The 18,483-nt window shown below is 37.6% G+C and carries 19 protein-coding genes and 1 pseudogene; 17 read left to right on the plus strand and 3 right to left on the minus strand.

All coding sequences use genetic code 11. The annotated features are described in order from the left end of the window. Positions 1-141 precede the first annotated feature (141 nt). From HT717_RS00435 to tsf, 12 genes are all read left to right on the plus strand, one after another. The gene (locus tag HT717_RS00435; protein WP_049540348.1) at positions 142-1,392 is read left to right on the plus strand and encodes a pitrilysin family protein; all 1,251 of its coding nucleotides are present in this window, start codon (positions 142-144) and stop codon (positions 1,390-1,392) included. Continuing rightward, positions 1,389-2,672 carry a pitrilysin family protein gene (locus HT717_RS00440; RefSeq protein ID WP_049540346.1) on the plus strand — a complete coding sequence of 428 codons (1,284 nt, stop codon included), beginning with the start codon at positions 1,389-1,391 and terminating at the stop codon, positions 2,670-2,672. Before HT717_RS00435 ends, HT717_RS00440 begins: the two co-directional genes overlap by 4 nt. A 41-nt stretch (positions 2,673-2,713) precedes the next feature. Then, positions 2,714-3,547, plus strand: a complete 834-nt coding sequence (gene rodZ, locus HT717_RS00445; protein ID WP_049540344.1) for a cytoskeleton protein RodZ — start codon at positions 2,714-2,716, stop codon at positions 3,545-3,547. Between the two features lie 10 nt (positions 3,548-3,557). Next, positions 3,558-4,103 (plus strand): CDP-diacylglycerol--glycerol-3-phosphate 3-phosphatidyltransferase, encoded by a 546-nt coding sequence (pgsA, locus tag HT717_RS00450; protein ID WP_049540342.1) that lies wholly within the window; start codon positions 3,558-3,560, stop codon positions 4,101-4,103. Further along, positions 4,100-4,927 carry an energy-coupling factor ABC transporter ATP-binding protein gene (locus HT717_RS00455; protein ID WP_049540340.1) on the plus strand — a complete coding sequence of 276 codons (828 nt, stop codon included), beginning with the start codon at positions 4,100-4,102 and terminating at the stop codon, positions 4,925-4,927. Before pgsA ends, HT717_RS00455 begins: the two co-directional genes overlap by 4 nt. Further along, entirely contained in the window at positions 4,912-5,751 is an 840-nt protein-coding gene (locus tag HT717_RS00460; protein ID WP_049540338.1) for an energy-coupling factor transporter ATPase, read from the plus strand. Before HT717_RS00455 ends, HT717_RS00460 begins: the two co-directional genes overlap by 16 nt. Then, positions 5,744-6,538 (plus strand): energy-coupling factor transporter transmembrane protein EcfT, encoded by a 795-nt coding sequence (locus HT717_RS00465; RefSeq protein WP_153226470.1) that lies wholly within the window; start codon positions 5,744-5,746, stop codon positions 6,536-6,538. The genes HT717_RS00460 and HT717_RS00465 overlap by 8 nt, the downstream gene beginning before the upstream one ends. A gap of 59 nt (positions 6,539-6,597) precedes the next feature. Continuing rightward, positions 6,598-7,416 (plus strand): rod shape-determining protein MreC, encoded by an 819-nt coding sequence (gene mreC, locus HT717_RS00470; protein ID WP_049540334.1) that lies wholly within the window; start codon positions 6,598-6,600, stop codon positions 7,414-7,416. After that, positions 7,416-7,910 (plus strand): rod shape-determining protein MreD, encoded by a 495-nt coding sequence (gene mreD / locus HT717_RS00475; RefSeq protein ID WP_049540332.1) that lies wholly within the window; start codon positions 7,416-7,418, stop codon positions 7,908-7,910. Before mreC ends, mreD begins: the two co-directional genes overlap by 1 nt. Positions 7,911-8,003: 93 nt before the next feature. After that, positions 8,004-9,191, plus strand: a complete 1,188-nt coding sequence (locus tag HT717_RS00480; protein ID WP_049540330.1) for a CHAP domain-containing protein — start codon at positions 8,004-8,006, stop codon at positions 9,189-9,191. Positions 9,192-9,406: 215 nt separating this feature from the next. Then, on the plus strand, positions 9,407-10,186 hold the full coding sequence (gene rpsB / locus HT717_RS00485; RefSeq protein WP_000268459.1) for a 30S ribosomal protein S2: 780 nt from the start codon (positions 9,407-9,409) through the stop codon (positions 10,184-10,186). Between the two features lie 78 nt (positions 10,187-10,264). Then, positions 10,265-11,305, plus strand: a complete 1,041-nt coding sequence (gene tsf / locus HT717_RS00490) for a translation elongation factor Ts (protein ID WP_033682512.1) — start codon at positions 10,265-10,267, stop codon at positions 11,303-11,305. 120 nt (positions 11,306-11,425) lie between these two features. On the opposite strand, the gene cysK is transcribed toward tsf, so the two are convergent. From cysK to HT717_RS00505, 3 genes and pseudogenes are all read right to left on the minus strand, one after another. After that, positions 11,426-12,352, minus strand: a complete 927-nt coding sequence (gene cysK / locus HT717_RS00495; RefSeq protein ID WP_061088575.1) for a cysteine synthase A — start codon at positions 12,350-12,352, stop codon at positions 11,426-11,428. A 96-nt stretch (positions 12,353-12,448) separates the two neighbouring features. Next, positions 12,449-12,544: pseudogene (locus HT717_RS09835) on the minus strand (PH domain-containing protein); the annotation flags it as partial. Positions 12,545-12,637: 93 nt separating this feature from the next. Further along, entirely contained in the window at positions 12,638-13,273 is a 636-nt protein-coding gene (locus HT717_RS00505) for a YigZ family protein (RefSeq protein WP_049540329.1), read from the minus strand. A 56-nt stretch (positions 13,274-13,329) separates the two neighbouring features. On the opposite strand from HT717_RS00505, the gene HT717_RS00510 reads away from it, so the two are divergent. The 5 genes from HT717_RS00510 (at position 13,330) to rplI (ending at position 18,473) form a co-directional block, all read left to right on the plus strand. After that, a complete protein-coding gene (locus HT717_RS00510; protein ID WP_049540325.1) occupies positions 13,330-14,628 on the plus strand; it encodes a DEAD/DEAH box helicase in 1,299 nt (432 codons plus the stop codon). Then, the gene (locus tag HT717_RS00515) at positions 14,625-15,287 is read left to right on the plus strand and encodes a ComF family protein (protein WP_049540323.1); all 663 of its coding nucleotides are present in this window, start codon (positions 14,625-14,627) and stop codon (positions 15,285-15,287) included. The genes HT717_RS00510 and HT717_RS00515 overlap by 4 nt, the downstream gene beginning before the upstream one ends. Before the next feature lie 79 nt (positions 15,288-15,366). Beyond that, the gene (raiA, locus tag HT717_RS00520) at positions 15,367-15,915 is read left to right on the plus strand and encodes a ribosome-associated translation inhibitor RaiA (protein WP_000599101.1); all 549 of its coding nucleotides are present in this window, start codon (positions 15,367-15,369) and stop codon (positions 15,913-15,915) included. 135 nt (positions 15,916-16,050) lie between these two features. Further along, the gene (locus tag HT717_RS00525) at positions 16,051-18,024 is read left to right on the plus strand and encodes a DHH family phosphoesterase (protein WP_049540321.1); all 1,974 of its coding nucleotides are present in this window, start codon (positions 16,051-16,053) and stop codon (positions 18,022-18,024) included. Next, positions 18,021-18,473 carry a 50S ribosomal protein L9 gene (gene rplI, locus HT717_RS00530; RefSeq protein ID WP_000864214.1) on the plus strand — a complete coding sequence of 151 codons (453 nt, stop codon included), beginning with the start codon at positions 18,021-18,023 and terminating at the stop codon, positions 18,471-18,473. The genes HT717_RS00525 and rplI overlap by 4 nt, the downstream gene beginning before the upstream one ends. Positions 18,474-18,483 lie beyond the last annotated feature (10 nt).

Raw genomic sequence — 18,483 nt, forward strand, 5'->3', positions numbered from 1 at the left:
GGTATTATACCATATTTTCCTAAAAATAGTGAGAGAAACAGGGAGAAATGTAAGCGATTTTTATTTCAAAAGTGTTACAGAGAACAAGAAAATTTCAGGTTTTCGTGATATAATAGAAGTCTGTATATAAGGAGGTAAATCATGGAGTTAGTGCATGGAATTTCAACACATTTTATCCAATCAAAGAAGTTTAAAACGAACAAAATCACCGTGCGTTTTACAGCTCCATTATCTCTTGATACGATTGCAGGTCGCATGTTGAGTGCGAGTATGCTAGAGACTGCTAATCTGATGTACCCTACTTCTCAAGATTTGAGAAGACACTTGGCTAGTCTATATGGTACAGATATGTCAACCAATTGTTTTAGAAGAGGACAAAGCCACATTGTAGAATTGACATTCACATATGTTCGTGATGAGTTTTTAAGTAAGAAAAATGTGTTAACTTCACAGGTTTTAGAACTAGTAAAAGAAACTCTTTTTTCACCCGTTGTAGTTGATAATGGGTTTGATTCGGACTTGTTTGAAATTGAGAAAAAACAATTGCTAGCAAGTTTAGCAGCTGATATGGATGATTCTTTTTATTTTGCACATAAAGAATTAGATAAATTATTTTTTCATGACGAACGTCTCCAATTGGAATATAGTGATTTACGAAATCGTATTTTAGCTGAAACTCCACAAAGTTCTTATTCTTGTTTCCAAGAATTTTTGGCCAATGACAGAATAGATTTCTTTTTCCTAGGTGATTTTAATGAGGTTGAAATTCTAAATGTATTAGAATCATTCGGTTTTAAAGGGCGAGAAGGTAATGTGAAGGTTCAGTATTGTCAACCTTATTCCAATATCCTTCAGGAAGGAATGGTTCGGAAAAATGTGGGACAGTCCATTTTAGAGTTGGGCTATCATTGCTCTGCTGAATATGGTGATGAGCAACATTTACCCATGATTGTAATGAATGGTTTACTTGGTGGATTTGCTCATTCTAAACTCTTTACAAATGTCCGTGAAAATGCTGGATTAGCTTATACCATTTCCAGTCAGCTCGATTTATTTAGTGGGTTCTTGAGGATGTATGCTGGTATTGATCGAGAAAATCGGAACCAGGCTCGTAAAATGATGAATAATCAACTGCTTGATTTAAAAAAAGGTTATTTTACAGAGCTTGAGTTAGAGCAGACCAAGGAAATGATTCGTCGATCTTTGTTACTTTCTCAAGATAATCAAAGTTCATTGATTGAACGTACTTATCAAAATGCCTTACTTGGAAAATCTTCAGCAGACTTTAAAGGTTGGATTGCAAAACTCGAGCAAGTTGACAAAGATGCTATTTGTAGAGTAGCTAATAATGTGAAACTACAGGCGATTTACTTTATGGAAGGAATAGAATGACAAAGGTTGTTTTTGAAGAAAAATACTATCCAGCTGTAAAAGAAATGGTTTATCGAACTCGTTTGTCAAATGGATTGACAGTTGCTCTTTTGCCTAAAAAGGAATTTAAAGAGGTTTACGGGAGTGTAACTGTACAGTTTGGTTCGGTAGATATGCTTGTCACAGAAGTTGACGGAGATGTAAAAGAATATCCTGCAGGAATTGCTCATTTTCTTGAACATAAATTATTTGAGAGAGAAGATTCTAGCGACTTGATGTCGGCTTTTACGAGTCTAGGTGCAGATAGTAATGCCTTTACAAGCTTTACAAAAACAAGTTATCTTTTTTCAGCAACGGCTCATTTTTTAGAAAATTTAGACTTACTTGATGAATTAGTAACATCGGCACATTTTACCGAAGATTCCATTCTGAGAGAGCAGGATATTATCCAGCAAGAACGAGAAATGTACCACGATGATCCCGATTCGTGTTTATTCTTTTCAACCTTAGCGAATTTGTATCCTGGTACACCTTTAGCAACTGATATAGTTGGAAGTGAGGAGTCAATTTCTCAAATTAATCTAACTAATTTGCAAGAAAATTTTACAAGATTTTACAAACCTGTAAACATGTCTCTGTTTTTAGTTGGTAATTTTGATGTGGAAAGAGTACAGGACTATTTTGAAAGCAAAGAACTAAAAGATTTAGATGTTCAGGATTTAGCAAGAGAAAAGTTTGTTTTACAGGCTGTAAAGCAAACAGACAGTATGAGAATGGAAGTATCTTCTCCTAAACTAGCGATTGGGATTAGAGGTAAGCGAAAAGTTGCTGAAGCGGATTGCTATCGACATCATATTTTATTAAAATTATTATTTGCAATGATGTTTGGTTGGACTTCGGATCGTTTTCAAAAACTATATGAATCAGGTAAAATTGACACTTCCTTATCTCTAGAAGTTGAAGTAACAAGTCGCTTTCATTTTGTTATGTTGACAATGGATACGAAAGAGCCAGTTGCTTTATCTCATCAATTTAGGAAGACCATTCGTAATTTTACAAAGGATTTGGATATTACAGAGGATCATTTAGATATTATCAAAAGAGAGATGTTTGGAGAATTTTTCAGTAGTATGAACTCTCTTGAATTTATTGCAACGCAATATGATGCTTTTGAACATGGTGAGACAATTTTTGATTTACCAAAGATTTTACAGGAAATTACTTTAGAGGATGTCCTTGAAGCAGGGCATCACTTAATAGATGAAGGGGATATAGTTGATTTTACAATATTCCCATCGTAGTAACCTATCATAATAGACACTAGAAAGAAGGGATGACAAGTATGAGGAAAAAAACAATTGGTGAGGTTTTACGATTAGCTAGAATCAATCAGGGATTGAGTTTAGATGAATTGCAGAAAAAGACAGAAATCCAGTTAGATATGTTGGAAGCAATGGAAGCAGACGATTTCGATCAACTTCCAAGTCCTTTTTACACGCGTTCTTTCTTGAAAAAATATGCATGGGCTGTTGAGTTAGATGACCAAATTGTTTTGGATGCTTATGATTCTGGGAGTATGATTACTTATGAGGAAGTGGATGTTGATGAAGATGAGTTGACAGGGCGCAGACGTTCAAGTAAGAAAAATAAGAAAAAAACATCATTTTTACCTTTATTTTATTTTGTACTCTTTGCACTATCGATTGTAATTTTTGTGACTTATTATGTTTGGAATTATATCCAGACTCAACCAGAAGGGCCTTCTCTTTCTAATTACAGTGTGGTTCAATCAACAAGTTCAACTAGCTCTGTTCCCCGCTCCTCAAGTAGTAGTTCATCTAGCAGTTCCTCTAGTGTAGAATCAGCTATAAGTGTATCAGGTGAAGGAAATCATGTAGAAATCGCTTATAAGACAAGTAAGGAAACAGTTAAATTGCAATTGGCAGTTTCAGATGCTAGAAGTTGGGTCAGTGTTTCAGAAAGCGAGCTTGAGGGTGGTGTGACTTTATCACCGGATAATAAAAGTTCGGAAACAACCGTTTCAACAACAAATCCTGTTATCATTACATTAGGTGTTGTCAAAGGTGTTGCTTTGACAGTAGATAATCAGACTGTGGATTTATCTAAATTAACAGCTTATACTGGGACAATTACGATAACCTTCACTAAGAATTAAGGAAAAACGAATGAAAAAAGAACAAATTCCAAATCTCTTAACAATAGGTCGAATTCTCTTCATACCTATTTTTCTCTTTATTTTAACAGTAGGAAATTCGATAGAGAGTCATATAGTAGCAACTATTATCTTTGCTATTGCTAGTATTACAGATTATTTAGATGGATATTTAGCTCGTAAATGGAATGTGGTCAGTAATTTTGGTAAATTTGCAGATCCTATGGCGGATAAGCTACTAGTTATGTCGGCTTTTATTATGTTGATTGAGTTAGGGATGGCTCCGGCTTGGATTGTTGCAGTGATTATCTGTCGAGAGTTGGCTGTGACAGGTTTAAGGCTTTTATTGGTTGAAACTGGTGGGACAGTCTTAGCAGCAGCAATGCCTGGGAAAATTAAAACTTTCAGTCAGATGTTTGCGATTATTTTCTTGTTATTACATTGGACTTTGATTGGCCAAGTTTTACTTTATGTGGCCTTGTTTTTCACTATCTACTCTGGCTATGATTATTTCAAGGGTAGTGCCTATGTATTTAAAGGGACATTTGGTTCGAAATGAAATCAATAATTGATGTAAAAAATCTTTCCTTTCGCTATAAGGAAAGTCAAGAATACTATGATGTGAAGGATAATACGTTTCACGTGAAACGTGGAGAATGGCTTTCGATTGTAGGGCATAATGGTAGTGGTAAATCAACGACGGTTCGATTAATTGATGGCTTATTGGAAGCAGAATCGGGAGAGATTGTAATTGATGGCCAACGTTTGACTGAGGAAAATGTTTGGAATATACGTCGTCAAATCGGTATGGTTTTTCAAAATCCAGACAATCAATTTGTTGGAGCGACTGTTGAAGATGATGTTGCCTTTGGTTTGGAAAATCAGGGCCTTTCTCGTCAAGAAATGAAAAAGAGAGTGGAGGAAGCTCTGGCTTTAGTTGGCATGTTGGAATTTAAAAAGAGAGAGCCAGCACGTCTATCAGGTGGCCAAAAGCAACGTGTGGCTATTGCAGGTGTTGTAGCCCTAAGACCAGCGATTCTAATCCTAGATGAGGCAACGAGTATGTTGGATCCTGAGGGTCGTAGAGAACTTATTGAGACAGTACAAGGAATTCGAAAAGACTATGATATGACGGTCATTTCCATTACACATGATTTGGAAGAAGTTGCCATGAGTGATCGCGTATTGGTAATGAAAAAAGGGTCAATTGAATCAACTAGTAGTCCAAGGGAGCTTTTCTCACGAAATGATTTAGATCAAATTGGATTAGACGATCCTTTTGCCAATCAATTAAAAAATTTTTTGAGCCAGAATGGCTATGATTTGCCTGAAAATTATTTGACAGAAAGTGAGCTAGAGGATAAGCTATGGGAATTGCTCTAGAAAATGTGAGTTTTACATATCAAGAAGGGACTCCCTTAGCTTCAACAGCTTTGTCAGATGTTTCTTTAACGATTGAAGATGGTTCTTATACGGCTTTAATTGGCCACACAGGTAGTGGCAAATCAACCATTTTACAACTTTTAAACGGTTTATTGGTGCCAAGTCAAGGAAGCGTGCAGGTTTTTGATACCTTAATCACTTCGACGTCTAAAAATAAAGATATTCGTCAAATTAGAAAACAGGTTGGCTTGGTATTTCAGTTTGCTGAAAATCAGATCTTTGAAGAAACAGTTTTGAAGGATGTTTCTTTTGGACCGCAAAATTTTGGAGTTTCTGAAGAAGATGCGGAGAAGATTGCGCGTGAGAAACTGGCTCTGGTTGGAATTGATGAATCACTTTTTGATCGTAGCCCGTTTGAGCTGTCAGGTGGACAAATGAGACGTGTAGCCATTGCAGGCATACTTGCCATGGAGCCAGCTATATTAGTCTTAGATGAACCTACAGCAGGCCTAGATCCCCTGGGGAGAAAAGAGTTGATGAATTTGTTTAAAAAACTCCACCAGTCAGGGATGACTATCGTCTTGGTAACGCATTTGATGGATGATGTTGCTGAATATGCGAATCAAGTCTATGTAATGGAAAAGGGACGTTTAGTTAAGGGTGGCAAACCGAGTGATGTCTTTCAAGATGTTGTCTTTATGGAAGAAGTGCAGTTGGGAGTACCTAAAATTACAGCTTTTTGTAAACGATTGGTTGATAGAGGCGTGTCATTTAAACGATTACCGATTAAGATAGAGGAGTTCAAGGAGTCGCTAAATGGATAGTATGATTTTGGGACGTTATATCCCAGGGGATTCGATTGTTCACCGGTTGGATCCACGCAGCAAATTGCTGGCTATGATGCTACTGATTTTGATTGTGTTTTGGGCTAATAATCCTTTGACGAATCTGATTCTTTTTATAGCAACAGGGATATTTATTGCCTTGTCAGGAGTATCTATTTCATTTTTTATTCAGGGCTTGAAGTCTATGTTTTTCTTGATTGCCTTCACAACTATTTTTCAATTGTTTTTCATTTCTAATGGGAATGTTTTATTTGAGTTTTCGTTTGTGAGAATCACAGATGATGCTTTGCAACAAGCTGGAATTATTTTTTGTCGCTTTGTATTGATTATTTTCTTTTCAACTTTGTTAACCTTAACGACCATGCCCTTAAGTTTAGCATCAGCTGTCGAAGCTTTGTTAGCGCCTTTAAAGCGTGTGAAAGTTCCAGTCCATGAAATTGGATTGATGCTGTCCATGAGTTTGCGTTTTGTCCCAACCTTGATGGATGATACGACGCGGATTATGAATGCACAGAAAGCGCGTGGAGTGGATTTTGGAGAAGGAAGTATTGTTCAAAAAGTAAAGGCTATGATTCCTATTTTGATTCCTCTTTTTGCGACAAGTTTAAAACGTGCAGATTCCTTGGCTATCGCCATGGAAGCGCGTGGTTATCAGGGGGGAAAAGGCAGAAGTCAATACAGACAATTGAAATGGACCCGAAAGGATACGCTAGCAATTCTTGTTATTCTCGTACTTGGTTGTTGCTTATTTTTCTTAAAATCTTAGTAGCATTTAAAGAATTGATTAAAAGTTACTGTAACAGTTTTTGATATAAAGGTAGGGATATGAACCGTTTTAAAAAATCAAAATATGTCATTATTGTTTTTGTCACTGTTCTGCTTGTGTCAGCTCTCTTAGCGACGACTTATTCAAGTACAATTGTGACAAAATTAGGAGATGGAATCTCATTGGTTGATAGGGTTGTGCAAAACCCTTTTCGGTGGTTTGATTCTGTTAAATCAGATTTGGCTCATTTGACACGAACATATAATGAAAATGAAAGTTTGAAGAAACAGATTTACCAATTAGAAGTTAAATCAAATGAGGCGGAAAGTTTAAAGACGGAAAATGAACAACTGCGCAAATTGCTTGATATGAAGTCCAAGTTGCAAGCTACAAAGACTTTGGCAGCAGATGTTATTATGCGATCTCCAGTATCTTGGAAGCAGGAGTTGACCTTAGATGCAGGTAAATCAAAAGGTGCTTCTGAGAACATGTTAGCTATTGCAAATGGTGGCTTGATTGGGAGTGTTTCAAAAGTAGAGGACAACTCTACCATAGTCAACATTCTGACAAATACGGAAAATGCTGATAAGATTTCTGTTAAAATTCAACACGGCACTACCACAATTTATGGAATTATTGTTGGCTATGACAAGGAAAATGAAGTTCTTAAAATTAGTCAATTAAATAGTAATAGCGATATTAGTACAGGCGATAAAGTAACAACGGGTGGATTAGGAAACTTTAACGTTGCGGATATTCCTGTTGGTGAAGTAGTTACCACAACGCATAGTACAGACTATTTGACACGAGAAGTAACTGTTAAATTGAGTGCAGATACTCATAATGTGGATGTGATAGAATTAGTGGGGAATTCATAATGAGACAGTTGAAGCGGGTTGGAGTGTTTTTATTGCTTCCTTTCTTTGTTCTAATTGACGCCCATGTTAGCCAGCTTCTGGGCTCATTTTTTCCCCATGTACATTTGGCTAGTCATTTTCTTTTTCTATTTCTCTTATTTGAGACGATAGAAGTATCAGAGTATCTCTACCTAGTCTATTGTTTTGTGATAGGCTTGGTTTACGATGTTTACTTTTTCCATCTAATAGGGATTGCAACTCTCTTATTTATCTTATTAGGAGCCTTCCTTCATAAATTGAATAGTGTTATTTTGTTGAATCGCTGGACAAGAATCTTAGCTATGATTGTTATGAGTTTTCTATTTGATATGGGAGCTTATCTTTTTGCATTAGTGGTAGGTTTAACTGTAGATAGTCTGCCGATTTTTATCGTTTATAGCCTAGTACCATCCATGATTTTAAATCTTGTGTGGATGCTTATTTTTCAGTTTATTTTTGAAAAATATTATCTATGAGAAAGAAACAAAAATGTAACAAAGGCGTAATATTCATTAGGCCTTTTTTTGGTATACTAGTATTGTCTTTAAAAGAAGGAGTATCTACGTAATATGAAGAAAAAAATCTTAGCGTCACTTTTATTAAGTACAGTAATGGTTTCTCAAGTAGCTGTTTTAACAACTGCGCATGCAGAAACTACTAATGACAAAATTGCTGCTCAAGATAATAAAATTAGTAACTTAACAGCACAACAACAAGAAGCCCAAAAACAAGTTGACCAAATTCAGGAGCAAGTATCGGCTATTCAAGCGGAGCAATCTAACTTGCAAGCTGAAAATGATAGATTGCAAGCAGAATCCAAAAAACTTGAGAGTGAGATTACAGAACTTTCTAAAAACATCGTATCTCGCAATGATTCTTTGGAAAAACAAGCTCGTAGTGCTCAAACAAATGGAGCTGCAACTAGCTACATTAATACAATTGTAAACTCAAAATCAATTACAGAAGCTATTTCACGTGTTGCAGCAATGAATGAAATCGTATCTGCTAACAACAAAATGTTGGAACAACAAAAAGCAGATAAAAAAGCAATTTCTGAGAAGCAAGTGGCAAACAATGACGCAATTAATACAGTAATTGCAAATCAACAGAAATTGTCTGATGATGCACAAGCTCTAACAACGAAACAAGCTGAGTTGAAGGCTGCAGAATTAAATCTTGCTGCTGAAAAAGCGACAGCAGAAGATGAAAAAGCAAGTTTGCTAGAGAAAAAAGCAGAAGCAGAAGCGGCAGCAAAAGCAGCAGCAGAGGCAGAAGCAGCTTACAAGGCAAAACAAGTAAGTCAACAACAAACAGTTGTTGCTTCTGGAAATACGACTTTTGCAGCACAGGTTCAAGCTGTAGCTTCTTCGGAATCAACAACATACACTCCTGTGGCAGTCAAACAACGCCCAACATACAGTACAAATGCTTCAAGTTATCCAATTGGAGAATGTACATGGGGAGTTAAAACATTAGCACCTTGGGCTGGAGACTATTGGGGTAATGGAGCACAGTGGGCTACAAGTGCAGCTGCTGCAGGATTCCGTACAGGTTCAACACCTCAAGTTGGTGCGATTGCATGTTGGAATGATGGTGGATATGGACACGTAGCGGTAGTCACTGCTGTAGAATCAACAACACGTATCCAAGTGTCAGAATCAAATTATGCTGGTAATCGCACGCTTGGAAATCATCGTGGATGGTTCAATCCGACAACTACGTCGTCAGGTTTTGTAACATATATTTATGCAGATTAATTAGAAAAGGAGACTTAATAGAGTCTCTTTTTTAGTGGCGATAGTCTCTCTAAAAAAATTCTTAAAAAACTTGAAAATATTGAAAAAGTATGGTAAAATGAAACTTGTCGTGTGAACGATAATACTCATTCTTGATGAATTGTGAGACAGTTGCCCTTGGGTCGTTTTGCGAGTTGAAGTCAAGAAGAGGAAAAAAACAAAAAGGAGAAATACTCATGGCAGTAATTTCAATGAAACAACTTCTTGAGGCTGGTGTACACTTTGGTCACCAAACTCGTCGCTGGAACCCTAAGATGGCTAAATACATCTTTACAGAGCGTAACGGAATCCACGTTATCGACTTGCAACAAACTGTAAAATACGCTGACCAAGCATACGACTTCATGCGTGATGCAGCAGCTAACGATGCAGTTGTATTGTTCGTTGGTACTAAGAAACAAGCGGCTGATGCAGTTGCTGAAGAAGCAGTACGTTCAGGTCAATACTTTATCAACCACCGTTGGTTGGGTGGAACTCTTACAAACTGGGGAACAATCCAAAAACGTATCGCTCGTTTGAAAGAAATCAAACGTATGGAAGAAGATGGAACTTTCGAAGTTCTTCCTAAAAAAGAAGTTGCACTTCTTAACAAACAACGTGCACGTCTTGAAAAATTCTTGGGTGGTATCGAAGATATGCCTCGTATTCCAGATGTGATGTATGTAGTTGACCCACATAAAGAGCAAATCGCTGTTAAAGAAGCTAAAAAATTGGGAATCCCAGTTGTAGCGATGGTTGACACAAACACTGATCCAGATGATATCGATGTAATCATCCCAGCTAACGATGACGCTATCCGCGCTGTTAAATTGATTACAGCTAAATTGGCTGACGCTATCATCGAAGGACGTCAAGGTGAAGATGCAGCAGCAGTTGAAGCAGAATTTGCAGCTTCAGAAGCTCAAGCAGATTCAATCGAAGAAATCGTTGAAGTCGTAGAAGGCGACAACGCTTAATTCATATAAATAGTAATTACCTAGGAGGGCGGGGCTTAGCCCGGCTCTCCTATTTTTAAAAAATATAGGAGAATCAAAATGGCAGAAATTACAGCTAAACTTGTAAAAGAGTTGCGTGAAAAATCTGGTGCCGGTGTTATGGACGCTAAAAAAGCGCTTGTAGAAACAGACGGTGACATCGAAAAAGCGATTGAATTGCTTCGTGAAAAAGGTATGGCTAAGGCAGCTAAGAAGGCTGACCGTGTTGCTGCAGAAGGTTTGACTGGTGTTTACGTTAACGGTAATGTTGCAGCAGTTATTGAAGTAAACGCTGAAACTGACTTCGTTGCGAAAAATGCTCAATTCGTTGAATTGGTAAATACTACAGCTAAAGTTATTGCTGAAGGAAAACCTGCTAATAATGAAGAAGCACTTGCTTTGACAATGCCTTCAGGTGAAACTCTTGAAGCTGCATACGTATCTGCAACAGCAACTATCGGAGAAAAAATCTCATTCCGTCGCTTTGCATTGATTGAAAAAACAGATGCACAACACTTTGGAGCATACCAACATAATGGTGGACGTATCGGTGTTATTTCAGTTGTTGAAGGTGGAGACGAAGCTCTTGCTAAACAATTGTCAATGCACATCGCAGCGATGAAACCAACAGTTCTTTCTTACAAAGAATTGGATGAGCAATTCGTTAAAGATGAGTTGGCACAATTGAACCACGTTATCGACCAAGACAACGAAAGCCGTGCAATGGTTAACAAACCAGCTCTTCCACACTTGAAGTATGGATCAAAAGCTCAATTGACTGATGAAGTAATTGCGCAAGCTGAAGCTGACATCAAAGCTGAATTGGCTGCAGAAGGTAAACCAGAAAAAATCTGGGACAAAATCATCCCAGGTAAAATGGATCGCTTCATGCTTGATAACACTAAAGTTGACCAAGCTTACACACTTCTTGCACAAGTTTACATCATGGATGACAGCAAGACAGTTGAAGCATACCTTGAATCAGTTAACGCTTCAGTAGTTGAGTTCGCTCGCTTTGAAGTTGGTGAAGGTATTGAGAAAGCTGCAAATGACTTTGAAGCTGAAGTTGCAGCTACAATGGCAGCAGCCTTGAATAACTAATAATAAAAAGGAAGCCAAATTGCTTCCTTTTTCTATGCAATCGATCTTTATAGGGAGATGTTCCTACTTTTAAGGTATAAATAAAAAGCCCTATAATAAGGGCTAAATGTATTTAGGAGACTACACTTCAAATTCATAGAGTGCTGTAGACAAATAACGTTCACCGTTATCTGGTGCTAGAGCAAGGACTTTTTTACCTGTACCTAATTTTTTGGCAACCTCGATGGCTCCGTAGATGGCTGCAGCTGAAGAAATCCCTACAAGGAAGCCTTCTTTTCCGCCAATTTCACGACCGAGTGCGAGAGCGTTGTCTGATGTTACACGAACGATACCATCATAAGCCTTTGTATCCAGTGTATCAGGAATAAATCCAGCTGAGATACCTTGAATTTTGTGAGGACCAGGTTTTTCACCAGATAGAATAGCAGATTCGTCTGCTTCCACTGCATAAACTTGAATACTTGAATTTGCTGTTTTGAGTGCATGAGAAACACCAGAAATTGTTCCACCGGTACCAACTCCAGCAACAAAGGCATCTAGTCCATCTTTACCGAAAGCAGCTAGTATTTCAGCTCCTGTTGTTCTTTCGTGTACTTCTGGATTAGCTGGATTGTCAAATTGAAGAGGAAGGAAACCATCACGTTCAGCAGCGATTTCTTGAGCTTTGGCAATAGCGCCTTTCATTCCCTCACTACCAGGAGTTAGGACGAGTTCAGCACCATAAGCTTGGATAATCTTACGTCGTTCTACACTCATAGTTTCAGGCATAACGATGACGACTTTATACCCTTTAGCAGCACCTACCCATGAAAGTCCAATACCAGTGTTTCCACTTGTTGCTTCAACAATAGTAGAGCCAGGTTTCAGAATACCGTCTTGTTCAGCTTTTTCAATCATGCTAAGGGCAATACGGTCTTTTACCGATGAACCAGGGTTAAATGCTTCAATCTTTACATAGACGTCCGCAGCACCTTCTGGCACAATGTTGTTGAGTTTAACAATCGGTGTTTGTCCGATTAGTTCAGTAATGTTGTTATAAATAGACATATGAATACCTCTTTATATAAGATATTTCTAGTATAACGCTATCTATACCATTTGTAAAATATAGAAATCCTATCGAAGTGATAGGATTTTTTTATATCATAGGTCTAAGCCATTAATTTTCAAGCGATTGTGATAAGCTAATTCTAATAAATAGGTGTAAAGTGGAACGATATCCGTTTTCTTTTTGAATTGCTTCATTTTCTAGTAGGTCTTGGCAAGCACCTTTTTATGTTGCTAATTAAAGTAGCGGTGAAAATGTCAGTGAAATGCTGCATTATCCATTGTTTACACTAAGTTTACAGGAACTTCAACTTCGCGTAAACCTTGATCAGTTAAAGTGACTTTTCCATTAAAAAACTCTACAAGTGCGGCTTTAATATTTTCTTTTGCTTCTTTATCAACATAAATCATCGTATCGACTTGTTCTGTAAAGTTTGTCTCAAGCTCTATGAGATCATGTTCTTTAAGGAAGTTACTGTACTCTTGGTACTGAGCGTAAGACATTTGAATAGCAATGCCAGCCTGTTCCTTTATTTCAATGATGCCAATTTCTTTGACAGCTAAGGCGACACTACCTGCGTAAGCACGAATCAATCCTCCGGCGCCTAGTTTAATACCACCAAAGTAGCGTGTCACGACCACACAGACATTGGTGAGATTGTGATTTTCTAGTACCCCAAGCATGGGAACGCCAGCAGTACCACTGGGTTCACCATCATCACTTGTACGTTTGATTTCACTACGTTCCCCAATAATGAAGGCAGAGCAGTTATGCGTAGCTTTGTAGTGCTCTTTCTTGATAGCAGTAATGAAGTTACGAGCCTCTTCTTCGCTATAAACACGCTTGGCATGACAGATAAAGCGTGATTTTTTGATTTCTTCTTGGACTTGACCGTCCTCTTTAATTGTTTTAAATTCCATGATTTAATTGTACTAAAAAATCATCTAAAGCGCTAGGTTTTTACGAATAAAGAAGTATGAAAGTAAATCCAAATTATCTCGGTCGTTTGTTTACGGAGAATGAATTAACAGAAGAGGAACGTCAGTTGGCGGAGAGACTTCCAGCAATGAGAAAGGAGAAGGGGAAACTTTTCTGTCAACGTTGTGATAGTGCTATTTTAGATGAATGGTATTTGCCCATCGGTGCCTACTATTGTCGGGAGTGTTTACTGATGAAGCGAGTTAGGAGTGATCAAGCTTTATACTATTTTCCGCAGGAGGATTTTCTGAAGCAAGATGTTCTTAAATGGCGTGGTCAATTAACTCCTTTTCAAGAGAAGGTGTCAGAGGGACTGATTCAAGCAGTAGACAAGCAAGAGCCAACTTTAGTTCATGCGGTGACAGGAGCTGGAAAGACAGAAATGATTTATCAAGTAGTGGCTAAAGTGATCAATGCGGGTGGTGCAGTATGTTTGGCTAGTCCTCGCATAGATGTTTGTTTGGAGCTGTACAAGCGCCTGCAAAATGATTTTTCTTGTGAGGTAGCCCTCCTACATGGAGAATCGGAACCTTATTTTCGAACACCATTAGTTGTTGCGACGACTCATCAGTTATTGAAATTTTATCAAGCTTTTGATTTACTGATAGTGGATGAAGTAGATGCCTTTCCTTATGTTGATAATCCAACGCTTTACCATGCTGTCAAGAATAGTGTAAAGGAGAATGGGCTGAGAATCTTTTTAACAGCGACTTCGACAGATGAATTAGATAGGAAGGTTCGAATAGGAGAACTAAAAAGGTTGAGTTTGCCAAGACGATTTCATGGGAATCCATTGATTATTCCTAAACCAGTTTGGTTATCGGATTTTAATCGCTATTTGGATAAGAATCGTTTGTCACCAAAGTTAAAGTCTTATATTGAGAAACAGAGAAAGACAGGTTATCCTTTACTCATTTTTGCATCAGAAATTAAAAAAGGGGAGCAGCTAAAAGAAATCTTACAGGAGCAATTTCCAAATGAGAAAATTGGCTTTGTATCTTCTGTAACAGAAGATCGATTAGATCAGGTACAAGCTTTTCGAGATGGAGAACTGACAATACTTATCAGTACGACAATCTTGGAGCGTGGAGTTACCTTCCCTTGTGTGGATGTTTTCGTAGTAGAGGCCAATCATCGCCTTTTTACCAAGTCTAGTTTGATTCAGATTGGTGGACGAGTTGGACGAAGCATGGATAGACCAACAGGAGATTTGCTTTTCTTCCATGATGGATTAAATGCTTCAATCAAGAAGGCAATTAAGGAAATTCAGCAGATGAACAAGGAGGCGGGGCTATGAAGTGCTTGTTGTGTGGGCAGACTATGAAGGCTATTTTAACTTTTAGTAGTCTCTTACTTCTGAGGAATGATGACTCCTATCTTTGTTCAGACTGTGATTCTACTTTTGAGAGAATTGGAGAAGAGCACTGTCCCAACTGTATGAAAACAGGATTGTCAACAAAGTGTCAAGATTGTCAATTTTGGTGTAAAGAAGGGGTTGAGGTCTCTCATAGAGCGATTTTCACTTACAATCAAGCTATGAAGGATTTTTTTAGTCGATATAAATTTGATGGAGACTTCCTTTTAAGAAAAGTTTTTTCTTCATTTTTAAGCGAGGAGTTGAAAAAGTACAAAGAGTACCAATTTGTAGTCATTCCATTAAGTAAGGAGAGATATGCTGATAGAGGATTTAATCAGGTTGAGGGCTTGGTAGAGGCAGCAGAATTCAAGTATTTGGATTTATTAGAGAAAAGAGAAGAGCGAGCTAGTTCTTCTAAGAGTCGTTCAGAACGCTTGGCAACAGGACTTCCTTTCTTTGTTAAAAGTGGAGTCACTATTCCTAAAAAAATCTTGATTATAGATGATATTTATACTACTGGAACAACTATAAATCGTGTGAAGAAACTGCTGGAAGATGCTGGTGCTGAGGATGTAAAAACATTTTCCCTTGTAAGATGAGGAAAAAATTTGCAAAAATAAAATGAAAGCGTTATAATGAAATCAGAAAAACAAAAATGTTTAGAAAGAAGGTACTCATATGATTAAGTATAGTATCCGTGGTGAAAACCTAGAAGTAACAGAAGCAATTCGTGATTATGTAGTTTCTAAACTCGAAAAGATCGAAAAGTATTTTCAAGCTGAACAAGAGTTGGATGCTCGAGTTAACTTGAAGGTGTATCGTGAAAAAACTGCTAAAGTGGAAGTAACGATTCCGCTTGGCTCTATAACTCTTCGTGCAGAAGATGTTTCCCAAGATATGTATGGTTCAATTGACCTTGTAACTGATAAAATTGAACGTCAGATTCGTAAAAATAAAACAAAAATCGAGCGTAAAAATAAAAATAAGGTAGCAACTAGTCAATTATTTACAGATGCATTGGTGGAAGATTCAAATGTTGTCCAATCTAGAGTTGTTCGTTCAAAACAAATTGATTTAAAACCAATGGATTTGGAAGAAGCTATTTTACAGATGGATTTGTTGGGACATGATTTCTTTATCTATGTGGATGTTGAAGATCAGACAACTAATGTGATTTATCGTCGTGAAGATGGAGAAATTGGTCTGTTAGAAGTTAAAGAATCTTAATTTCAATATGTGTAAAGGTAGGTTTACTGATTTGTAAACCTCCTTTTTCTTACAATGGATGGAATTACTGATTACACTTTTAAAAAGTCGCTTTTTGGTGGTTATTATGGTATAATGGGTGCCAAGAGGTTTGGAATGAAAAAATTTTATGTAAGTCCTATTTTCCCCTTAATATTAGGAATAGTGGCGTTCGGAGTGCTATCTGTGCAACTTGTTTTTGTAACGAATACACTGGTAACGCTATTTCTTTTGCTACTTATTTTGGGTTCATATATTTTATTATTCATTCATCAAAGAGAGTACTACTCAAGGAGTGAAGTAGAACAAATTCAGTATGTAAACCACCAAGCTGAAGAAAGTTTGACGACCTTGTTAGAACAGATGCCTGTCGGAGTCATTAAATTAGACTTGTCTTCAGGTGACATTGAATGGTTTAATCCTTATGCTGAATTGATCTTGACTAATGAAGTGGGCGAGATTGATGTGGCATTAATTCAAACAATTATAAAGGCTTCTGTGGGGAATCCCGGTTCTTATGCTACCTTGGGTGAGACCCGCTATTCGGTTCATATGGATAAGGTATCTGGGGTTCTTTATTTCTTTGATGTGTCTGGAGAATACGAAGCAACTGTTGAGTTAGTAACGAGTCGACCTGTGATTGGGATCGTTTCTATTGACAACTACGATGACTTAGAAGATAAAACATCAGAGTCTGATATCAGTCATATTAACAGTTTTGTAGCCAATTTTGTTTCAGAATTTGCTGGGAAAGATTCTATGTTCTCCCGTCGAGTAAGTATGGACCGTTTTTATCTATTTACTGACTATACTGTACTTGAGGGATTGATGAATGATAAATTTTCTGTTATTGATGCTTTCAGAGAAGAGTCGAAACAGAGACAGTTGCCTTTGACCTTAAGTATGGGATTTTCTTATGGTGATGGAAATCATGATGAGATAGGGAAAGTTGCTTTGCTCAACTTGAACTTGGCTGAGGTGCGTGGTGGCGACCAGGTGGTTGTCAAGGAAAACAACGAAACGAAAAATCCAGTTTATTTTGGTGGTGGGTCTGCTGCTTCAATCAAACGTACACGAACTCGTACGCGCGCTATGATGACGGCTATTTCAGATAAGATTCGAAGTGTAGATCAAGTTTTTGTAGTTGGTCACAAAAATCTAGATATGGATGCTTTGGGTTCTGCTGTAGGTATGCAGTTATTTGCTAGTAATGTGACTGAAAATAGTTATGCTCTTTATGACGAAGAACAAATGTCTCCGGATATTGAACGAGCTGTTACATTCTTAGAAAAAGAAGGAGTTACGAAGTTGTTGTCTGTTAAGGATGCAATGGGGATGGTGACCAATCGTTCTTTGTTGATTCTTGTAGACCATTCAAAGACAGCCTTAACATTATCAAAAGAATTTTATGATTTGTTTACTCAAACTATTGTTATTGACCACCACAGACGGGATCAGGATTTCCCAGACAATGCAGTTATCACTTATATCGAAAGTGGTGCAAGCAGTGCCAGTGAGTTGGTAACGGAATTGATTCAGTTCCAGAATTCTAAGAAAAATCGTTTGAGTCGTATGCAAGCAAGTGTCTTGATGGCTGGTATGATGCTGGATACTAAAAATTTCACCTCACGAGTGACTAGTCGGACATTTGATGTTGCTAGCTATCTCAGAACGCGCGGAAGTGATAGTATTGCTATCCAAGAAATCGCTGCGACAGATTTTGAAGAATATCGTGAGGTCAATGAACTGATTTTACAGGGGCGTAAATTAGGTTCTGATGTATTGTTAGCAGAGGCTACGGACTCGAAATGCTATGATACAGTTGTTATTAGTAAGGCAGCAGACGCCATGTTAGCTATGTCAGGTATTGAAGCGAGTTTTGTTCTTGCGAAGAATACACAAGGATTTATCTCTATCTCAGCTCGCAGTCGTAGTAAACTGAATGTACAACGAATCATGGAAGAGCTGGGAGGTGGAGGCCACTTTAATTTGGCAGCAGCTCAAATTAAAGATTTAACCTTGTCAGAAGCAGGTGAAAAACTGACAGAAATTGTATTAAATGAAATAAAGGAAAAGGAGAAAGAAGAATGAAAGTAATCTTTTTAGCAGATGTCAAAGGAAAAGGTAAAAAAGGCGAAATTAAGGAAGTACCAACAGGGTATGCGCAAAACTTTCTTATCAAAAAGAACCTAGCAAAAGAAGCGACTGCCCAAGCTGTAGGTGAACTTCGTGGTAAACAAAAATCTGAAGAAAAAGCTCACGCTGAGATGATTGCAGAAGCAAAAGCAATTAAAGCCCAACTTGAAGCTGAAGAAACTGTTGTAGAATTTGTTGAAAAAGTTGGTCCAGATGGTCGTACCTTTGGCTCTATTACCAATAAGAAAATTGCAGAAGAATTGCAAAAGCAATTTGGAATTAAGATTGATAAACGTCATATTCAAGTACAAGCTCCGATTCGAGCAGTTGGTTTGATTGATGTACCAGTGAAAATTTATCAAGATATCACAAGTGTAATCAATCTTCGTGTGAAGGAAGGATAAGTTTACACCT

This window comes from Streptococcus sp. 959 (assembly GCF_013277075.1).
Lineage (GTDB): Bacteria > Bacillota > Bacilli > Lactobacillales > Streptococcaceae > Streptococcus > Streptococcus pseudopneumoniae_C.